The organism is Nostoc sp., assembly GCF_036918245.1.
Lineage (GTDB): Bacteria > Cyanobacteriota > Cyanobacteriia > Cyanobacteriales > Nostocaceae > Nostoc.
The window spans coordinates 209187-217013 of sequence record NZ_JBALEF010000101.1 but is presented as its reverse complement, the minus strand read 5'-3'; the positions used below and the strand labels follow the sequence as shown (position 1 = coordinate 217013).

At 40.5% G+C, this 7827-nt stretch carries 5 protein-coding genes and 1 pseudogene; 5 read left to right on the top strand and 1 reads right to left on the bottom strand.

All coding sequences use genetic code 11. From position 1 onward, the window contains the following. Positions 1-176 precede the first annotated feature (176 nt). The 4 genes and pseudogenes from glyQ to V7L12_RS29790 all read left to right on the top strand — a co-directional run bounded on the left by glyQ (position 177) and on the right by V7L12_RS29790 (position 5987). Positions 177-1229 (top strand): glycine--tRNA ligase subunit alpha, encoded by a 1053-nt coding sequence (gene glyQ, locus V7L12_RS29805; protein WP_442947928.1) that lies wholly within the window; start codon positions 177-179, stop codon positions 1227-1229. Positions 1230-1747: 518 nt separating this feature from the next. Continuing rightward, the gene (locus V7L12_RS29800; protein ID WP_335089898.1) at positions 1748-4102 is read left to right on the top strand and encodes a ComEC/Rec2 family competence protein; all 2355 of its coding nucleotides are present in this window, start codon (positions 1748-1750) and stop codon (positions 4100-4102) included. Positions 4103-4142: 40 nt separating this feature from the next. Continuing rightward, positions 4143-4613, top strand: coding sequence for an NADAR family protein (locus V7L12_RS29795; RefSeq protein WP_335089897.1), 471 nt, complete (start codon positions 4143-4145; stop codon positions 4611-4613). 272 nt (positions 4614-4885) lie between these two features. Further along, positions 4886-5987 (top strand): annotated as a pseudogene (locus V7L12_RS29790) (tetratricopeptide repeat protein). Between the two features lie 45 nt (positions 5988-6032). On the opposite strand, the gene V7L12_RS29785 reads toward V7L12_RS29790, so the two are convergent. Then, the gene (locus V7L12_RS29785; RefSeq protein ID WP_335089893.1) at positions 6033-6713 is read right to left on the bottom strand and encodes a phosphoribosyltransferase; all 681 of its coding nucleotides are present in this window, start codon (positions 6711-6713) and stop codon (positions 6033-6035) included. A 191-nt stretch (positions 6714-6904) separates the two neighbouring features. On the opposite strand from V7L12_RS29785, the gene V7L12_RS29780 reads away from it, so the two are divergent. Continuing rightward, positions 6905-7585 (top strand): uracil-DNA glycosylase, encoded by a 681-nt coding sequence (locus tag V7L12_RS29780; protein ID WP_335089891.1) that lies wholly within the window; start codon positions 6905-6907, stop codon positions 7583-7585. The last annotated feature ends 242 nt before the right edge of the window (positions 7586-7827 follow it).

Sequence of the window (7827 nt, the reverse complement as noted above, 5' to 3'; positions counted from 1 at the left end):
TCGCTTTTTCGCGCTCCGCTTCCAGCACTTATTCAATATAGCGAACCCAACTACTCATGTCAACTATTTTCTCCAAAATAATTTGGGAGGGTTTCTGATTCTTCTGAAACTGCCCACAGTGCCGGGTTCTAGGCAACAATGGTTTATGCACTGTGTTGACTAAGGATGGAACGAGCGTGAATTTTCAGTCGGTAATAAGTTTATTGCATCATTTCTGGCGCGATCGCGGTTGTCTTATTGCCCAGCCCTACGATATTGAAAAGGGGGCTGGTACTAAGAATCCCCAGACTTTTTTAAGAGCATTGGGTCCGGAACCTTGGGCTGTTGCTTATGTTGAACCTTGTCGTCGCCCTACTGATGGACGCTACGGCGAGAATCCCAACCGCTTCCAACACTATTATCAGTACCAAGTTTTGATCAAGCCTTCACCAGATAATATCCAGGAGATTTATCTTGATTCATTGAGGGCTTTAGGCATTCGTCCTGAAGACCACGATATTCGGTTTGTAGAGGATAACTGGGAAGATGCAACGGTGGGAGCTTGGGGTACTGGGTGGGAAGTATGGTTAGATGGGATGGAAGTTACTCAATTTACCTACTTCCAACAGTGTGGAGGAATTGATTGCCGTCCGGTGTCGATTGAAATTACATACGGGTTAGAGCGGCTGACAATGTATCTCCAGCAAGTAGAAGCATTTACAAAGATACTGTGGACAGACAACATTACTTATGGAGATGTTTTCCTGCAAAGTGAGATTGAGCAGTGTACATACAACTTTGAAGCATCAAATCCTGAGTTGCTACTGACATTATTTAATTTGTATGAGCAGGAAGCTACCCAATTGACGGAACGAGGATTGGTATTGCCTAGCTTAGATTATGTAATGAAGTGTTCGCACACATTCAATCTGCTGGATGCTAGAGGTGTGATTTCGGTGACGGAGAGAACTCGCTATATTGCCAGGATTCGGCATTTGGCTAGGAAAGTAGCTCATTTATATGTTGAGCAAAGGGAGAAGTTGGGTTTTCCGTTGCTCAAAGATTTAAAACCAGTCATACAGCCACCTGTTTTACAGCCAGTTGTGCAGCAACTTGTTTCACAGTCAGTCTTATCACAAGCTGTTTCAGAGTCTACAGTTAAATCTCGTTACCAATATATTATTGATTGGCTGTTTTTGATTCCAATTATCTCTTATGTCTTTTGGCTAATACTTTCATTGTTTCGGTAGAAGAGTTTATGTATCAAACAATATAGACCATCCAAATACTTTTTACCTAGCTTCAGTAAGAGGATGTTTATAAAGTCTAATTTATAACTTACCTACGCGAGTACAAGTCGCGGCTACACAAACAAAACCTGCCTCCGCAGGTTAGCAAACCCTTGATTTTGCATTCTCTAAGCTAGGTATATCTTGATGATGTGGCTATTGTTAAAGGTTAGAAATACCGTTAAATCTTGAGTCTAGAACATTAAAGCTACAACGATAAGGCCCGCCTGTGCGGGCTTTGTTTGTATAAACTTGATGGACTATATTTCACTACAAGGATAAAAATTTTTCGCTGTTGCTGATTATAGAGATAAAAAACTCACGCATAGGCACTCCAAGCGCAGATAATAAGAGTTTGGAATATTTTATTTTTGAATTTCATAGCCAAATTCAGCAATGCCGATTTTTCTTTATTGCTGCCCTAGTTATTTTTAAGTCAGCTGCAAATTCGGATTGTCAGGTGCTTTTACAAAAATCTTATGATTCAAACCAGTGGTGTAATTATTTGTCTTGGCTACATTTTTGGGTTGTTGTTTACAGCAGTTCCTTGGGGTGGTGTGGGAATTTTGGTTCTGGGGATAGTGGGAGCAATTATTTTTAGAAGACGCACCACACTACAGCAATTTGCTCAGAAACCAGAAAATACTGGAAGCAAAAATAAGGCAGTGCCTAATATTTGGCAAACTATTCCCCATCCTCGAATATGGCTAGCTGCTGGCTTGGTGGGATTATTGGCAACTCTATATTTTCAATGGCGAATGCCACAACCGGGTGCAAAAGATATTAGTCAGTTTGTCCCGCCTGGAAATAGCAGCAATCAAGAACAACTTGTGATTGTACGCGGCGAAGTGGCGAGTAATCCCCGCTTAACTCGCAGTCAGCGAGGACAATTTTGGCTGGAAACGACTCAGTTAGATGAAGTTAAAAATAATAAAGGTTCAGCAGGTGTCCCACAAGGGGTTACAGGCAAATTGTATGTGACAGTCCCTATACTTCAGGCTACTGGGTTATACCCTAGTCAACAAATTGCTGTGACTGGGATTTTGTACAAACCAAAGGCGGCTTCCAATCCTGGTGGTTTCGATTTTCAGAAGTTTCTCAAGCAGGAAGGAACGTTTGCTGGTTTGATTGGGCGACAAATAAATGTTTTGGAGCCGGAACGTAAATGGGGATGGTGGCAAATTCGGGAGCGAATTGTGCGATCGCAAGTTCGTTGGTTGGGTATTCCTGAAGGGCCTCTTGTCAGTGCAATGGTTTTAGGCAGCAAAGCTGTTGATTTACCCTACGATATCCGCGACTTATTTGTACAAGCTGGATTAGCTCATGCTTTAGCGGCTTCTGGGTTCCAAACTTCTTTGATTTTGAGTGTAATTTTACAGTTAACGAGGCGGGCAAGAAAAGGAACGCAATTTACCCTTGGCTTTTTGGCTTTAATTATTTTTCTGAGTTTAACAGGGTTTCAACCTGCGGTTCTCAGAGCCGTGATTATGGGTTTTGCGGCATTAGTTGGTCTGCTATTAAAAAGGAAGGTAAAACAGTTCGGCTCGTTACTATTAGCAGCAACTCTGCTATTAGTGTTTAATCCTCTATGGATTTGGGATTTAGGTTTTCAATTGAGTTTTTTAGCAACACTAGGATTAGTTGTAACAGTACCCGCATTAGTCAGTCGCCTAGCATGGCTACCACCTGCGATCGCTGCTTTGATTGCCGTTCCCCTAGCTGCCACTATTTGGACTTTACCTGTGCAGCTTTTTGTCTTTGGAGTTGTACCATCTTATAGTCTGTTGTTGAATGTGGTTAGTACTCCATTAATTTCGATCATTAGTATAGGTGGAATCATCAGTGCGTTAGTAGGTTTAGTTTGGACTGAAGCAGGAAGCTTCCTAGCCGGGGTGTTACATTATCCTACTAATTGGCTAATTAAACTAGTGGAATTTTTTAGCAAGTTGCCCGGAAATTCTGTTGCGGTGGGCAGCATATCTACTTGGCAGCTTTTGGCGATTTATATACTAATTCTATTGGTCTGGCTAGTGCATTGGTGGCAAAGGCGATGGTGGTTTGCTAATATGATTGCGATTGGTTTAGTATTCATCCCCCTTTGGCATTATAAAAATACATTGTTTAGGATAACAGTCTTAGAATCTGGTACGGAACCAATTGTAGTTGTTCAAGATCGAGGTACTGTAACTGTAATTAATAGTGGTCATGAAGGTACAGGACGTTTTACAATTCTACCGTTTTTACAACAACAGGGTATAAATCAAATAAATTGGGCGATCGCAACTGATTTCCAAGGTAATCAAAGTAATGCTTGGTTTGAATTAATGCAACGTTTACCAATCAATAATTTTTATGAATATTCACCCCAAACAGATAATTCCATTACAAATCGGGCAATTCAACAGGAACTACAAAAACATCAAGGAATATATCAACCTTTGGCAGTTGGTCAAGCTGTGAAAGCTGGTTCGATAGTTGCGCAATTAATCAATGACCAATTACCGATTTTACAATTACAAATTTTAGACCAGAATTGGTTATTAGTAGGTAATGTTAAGTCTAAAGAGGTACAACAATTAGTTAAAAATGGAAGTTTGACTCGCCCGCAAGTGCTTTGGTGTGCCCCGGAATCATTGAAAGATTTAGTTATTGCTTTGCAACCACAAGTAGCGATCGCTTCTTCTGCCAACTTTGATCCAAAAACTTTATCTGAACTGAATCAAAGCCAAACTAAACTGTTCTTTACGGGACGAGATGGGGCTATTCAATGGACTCCTAATGGTCAGTTTGAGGCGTTTATTGAATCAACAGAAAATAAATCATCTGTTTTATAAAAAACTTAAAAAGTCGGTGAATTCAAATTGTATTAAATTTATGACAATCTACTTTTATAGCACTCGTGAAGAATATGGCTGTTTCTCTAACTTTTCACCCCACGGTTTTGAATTAGATGGATTATACTGGTCAACTAGCGAACACTACTTTCAAGCACAAAAGTTTGTAGGTACACCTCATATAGAACAAATACGCCTAGTTAAAACACCTAAAGATGCGGCAAGAATGGGGCGTGACAGAAGCCGTCCCCTACGTCAAGATTGGGAACAAGTTAAAGACGACATCATGCGGCAAGCTGTGCTATGTAAATTTCAAACTCATACAGATATTAGAGATATCTTACTTTCCACAGGAAATGCAGAAATTGTTGAGAACTCGCTTATCGATTTTTACTGGGGTTGCGGAGCCGATGGCAGTGGGAAAAATATGCTAGGAAAAATTTTAATGGAGGTGCGGGATATCCTGCACCATACATACAAAGCAGATATTAATAATAAAAGTGTAAAATAATCTTGTAGAAAATAGTTTTTTAATCGAACTACTCTAGACGTAGAGAACACGAGGAGATAAGAAATAAAGACGATCGCAAACGCTCTAAAACTTCTATAGAGTTATTATTCTTCATGAGTGGTAATCTAAAAATCTCGATTAAAATTCAATAGCGATCGCTGTATAAACTCTCACCTCTTCTAAACTTATGCTGTGGTAAACCAGACTGCTGAAAGATGCATCCTGGTTTTGGGAACACTAGATTTAGCACCAGACTTCACAGGAAGGAGTTGATATCTAAAGGCGAATGGAATAACCAGATCGAAAAATACAGCTCCCTTGCAATTACCCATAACATACCTAAAACCAGTGAAGCGTAATACCATTACCCATGAATTTGATTCTAGTTCGCAAGCAGAAATAATACCTCCAAAAGAAAGTGATGACCATTTGTCAGAAGCGTCCAACCTACTGCAGCAAGGAATTCAACAGCAGCAAGCTGGTGAATTAATAACGGCTATGAAGTCTTTACAGCAATCCTTGGAGCTATTTCAGGCAGTTGGCGATTTGCAAAAACAAGCACAGGCACTTTCTTTTTTAGGATTGGTAACTTACAGTTCTGGAGACTACAAAGGTGCTATCTCTTACTCCCAACAGTGTTTGTCTTTGCTCAATAACACCTCAGATTTAGCATTGCAGATGCAAGCTCTTTCCCATTTAGGCAATGCATACCGCCACCTAAATGACCATAATAAGGCTATTGAGTTTCTAGAAAAATGTTTGAAAATAACCCAACAAGTGCAAGACAAGCGCAGTCAAGTGGCAGCACTGAATAATTTGGGATTGGTATATAAAGCTTTAGGAAATTTTACACAAGCCATTGAATATCAGCAGCAAAGTCTAGAGATTGTGCGGGAACTCAAAGATAATTGGGGCGAAGAACAGGTACTCAAGAATTTGGGTAATGCTTGGTATGCTTTGAACAATTATCCAAAAGCGATCGCCTATTATGAGCAGTGCGTAGTACTATCACGCTCCTTAAAAAATGTTCGCAGTGCTTCTCAGGTGCTAAAGAATCTGGGCAATGCTTGTTATGCTTTAAATGATTATACTAAAGCCATTAAGTATTATGAAGATCGGTTGCAATTAGCCAAAGAAATTCAAGACAAGCGTAGTGAGGAACAGTCTTTAAATAGTTTAGGAGTTGCTTGTGAAGCTTTGGGTGACTATAACAAAGCAATTACATATTATGAAGAACGTTTGTTGTTAGCTATAAATATCAAAGATCGTCGCAGTGAAGAACAAGCTCTTGCCAGTCTGAAAGTCGCTTGCTACGCCTTGGGTGATTATGCCAAAGCTATGCAATATCAGCAGGGAACATCTTCAAATAGTTAAAAAGTAAGATTGGAAAACAATTCAAAATTACTCGCACAGATCAATTCATCCCATTGTCTTTTGTTGTTGGAGATATACAAGAACTTCTAATGTATCTACTTGGGGAAATTCTGCGTAAAAATTACTCACACTCCAGAAGGGTTCGGGTGTTTCCAAGACTATTGTGCGATCGCCCCATTGTTCTAACCAAGGTAGCAATTTTCGTGGCGCTACTGGAGTACATAACCAAACTGCTGCTGGAGAAAGCGCTCTCATGGCAGTTGCTGCTACCGCTATTGTCATACCTGTAGCAATGCCATCATCAACTAAGATCAGCGTAGCATTTTCTGCATTAAACTGCGGACAAGGAGGAATTAATTGAGCTTCAAGAGACTTAGCTTGCTTGATCGCTTTATTTAAAGCCGCTTCTCGCCACCGCGCATCATGTTTAGGGCGAAATAGCTTTTGATCAGTCCAAAGAACATTTCCCGAAGTAGTCACTGCACCAATTGCTAACTCTGGGTTTTCTGGATGGCTAATCTTTTTTGCCACAATAATTGTCAACGGACAATCTAAAAGACGTGCTATTGGTGCTGCTACTGGTACACCCCCTCTTGGCAAAGCATAAATAATTGGTACAGGCTTTATCCCAGAATCAATAGTTTGCTGAAGCAAAACATGATGAATTACTCGCGCCAATAACTCACCTGCATGGGTACGATCGCCGAAAAGTGGGGTATGTGACATGGTTTCCCCCAGCATCTTAGGACGGCACTGCTTTTATCATGACTGAATTTTGTCTCAAATTAACTGATACAATAAGATTTGTATAAATAATTAAGTATTCAGCAAAAGTTTATTGTTCTGACCAATATCCAGCCACAGGGCTATTTAACTCAGATATAACAGCTGGCGCTGATGCCAAAATCCTGATTTTCATGAGCAGCGAAACCCAACTCAGCCTCTTCGACGACTCAACTTTTAACCAACGAGAACTGATTCCTACAGACGCGAAAATTCCGATCGCTCCCGGAACTTATTCTGACATAACCGAGTTGACACAGCATTGCGATCGCTGTCACCGTTGTGCGTTGGGAGACACTCGTACTCATGCTGTTGTCGGACGTGGCAATCTCAAAGCACCAATTATGGTTGTGGGAGAAGCGCCAGGTCAAAATGAAGATGAAACGGGTTTACCATTTGTAGGCAGATCGGGGCAATTGCTGGAGAAAATTTTGGCATCAGTGAATCTAACTACTGATCGTGATGTATATATTGCCAATATCAATAAATGTCGCCCACCAGATAATAGAGTTCCCACTCCTGTAGAAGTGGCAGCTTGTCTACCCTACCTACTAGAACAAATTCGCTTAGTTGATCCCAAAATAATTCTGTTAACGGGTGCGACTGCTGTCAAAGGTATCACTGGCGATAAGCGGGGAATTACGAAAATTCGCGGACAGTGGCTAGAGTGGGAAAGGCGTTTATGTATGCCAATTTTTCATCCTTCCTACTTGCTGCGTAACCCTTCTAAGGAAAGAGGTGCGCCGAAATGGTTGATGTGGCAGGATATCCAGGCAGTGCGTGCCAAGTTAGACGAAATCCAAAATAACAGCTAATGCTTAATTCCGTCTTTTTTAAAGCTTGTCACTACCAACATTTTTTCAATTACTCATTTCATTGCTCTCCCGGTTGGGAATAAATTCTAAAGCTAATAGCTAAAATCTTCTCAAAAGGACTAAATATAAGATTTTAAGCGATTTAGATGACTAGACTCTGTGAAAGAGAAAATTTCACTTTACTGATTGCGATCGCTTATTTTAATTGAATATGACCACTTCCTCGCTAGGGGTAAAACGGA

Coding starts and splice junctions, on each gene's coding strand:
- V7L12_RS29785 (WP_335089893.1), bottom strand. CDS start 6,713: ATGTCACATACCCCACTTTTCGGCGATCGTACCCATGCAGGTGAGTTA.
- V7L12_RS29795 (WP_335089897.1), top strand. CDS start 4,143: ATGACAATCTACTTTTATAGCACTCGTGAAGAATATGGCTGTTTCTCT.
- V7L12_RS29800 (WP_335089898.1), top strand. CDS start 1,748: ATGATTCAAACCAGTGGTGTAATTATTTGTCTTGGCTACATTTTTGGG.
- V7L12_RS29780 (WP_335089891.1), top strand. CDS start 6,905: ATGAGCAGCGAAACCCAACTCAGCCTCTTCGACGACTCAACTTTTAAC.